Source organism: Tersicoccus phoenicis (assembly GCF_001968835.1).
GTDB lineage: Bacteria > Actinomycetota > Actinomycetes > Actinomycetales > Micrococcaceae > Tersicoccus > Tersicoccus phoenicis.
Genome location: NZ_MRDE01000089.1, coordinates 1 through 744, shown reverse-complemented (window position 1 = coordinate 744; position 744 = coordinate 1). Strand labels below are relative to the sequence as shown.

Genomic DNA, 744 nt, shown 5'->3' with positions numbered 1-744 from the left:
CGCCTGGTGATCAATGGGGTGCTCTGGCGGACCCGGACGGGGGCGCCGTGGCGGGACCTGCCCGCGCCGTATGGGCCGTGGAAGACGGTTTACAACCGGCATCGTCGCTGGTCAGCGGATGGGACGTGGGAGAAGGTCCTGGATTCCTTGCGCACCGGCGCCGGCCACCACAGCCCGGACGGTCCATGGCTGGTGAGTATCGACGGCACGGTGATCCGCGCACATCACCACGCCGCGGGCGCGCGCCACGAACCGCCCGAGGACGTCCCGGCCGAGCGCCTGGCCCCGATCTTGTTGGAGGATGTCACCGTGCCCGCCGGCCACACAGGGGGCGCAGGCGAATGACAGGAATTCTGGGATCGAGACCGGCCACCAGGACCGGGAGAACCTGGGCCGCTCCCGCGGCGGGCTGAGCACGAAGATCCACATCGCGGTCGATACCCGGTGCCGGCCGCTGTCGCGGGTGACCACGCCCGGGCAGCGGCACGACTCCCTGGCCACCGACGCTGTCCTGAAACGGGTCCGCATCCGGCGAGCCGGCCGCGGCCGGCCCCGGACCCGGCCGGACGTGGTCCTGGCCGATAAGGCGTACTCCACGGCCAAGATCCGCAAGATGCTGCGCCGCAGAGGCATCAAGGCCATGATCCCGCAGCCGTCGAACCAGATCGCTGGACGTCAGGCCCGAGGCTCCAGGGGCGGGCGGCCGCCGGCATTCGACACCGAGCGGTACAAGCAGCGCAACAC

1 protein-coding gene and 1 pseudogene are annotated in these 744 nt (G+C 71.1%); both read left to right on the top strand.

The genetic code is table 11. The features are described 5' to 3' along the window. Window positions 1-136, top strand: a pseudogene (locus BKD30_RS17125) (transposase); the annotation flags it as partial. Between the two features lie 165 nt (window positions 137-301). Beyond that, window positions 302-744: transposase (locus BKD30_RS15035; protein ID WP_143588228.1), on the top strand; the 443-nt coding region annotated here is incomplete at its 3' end.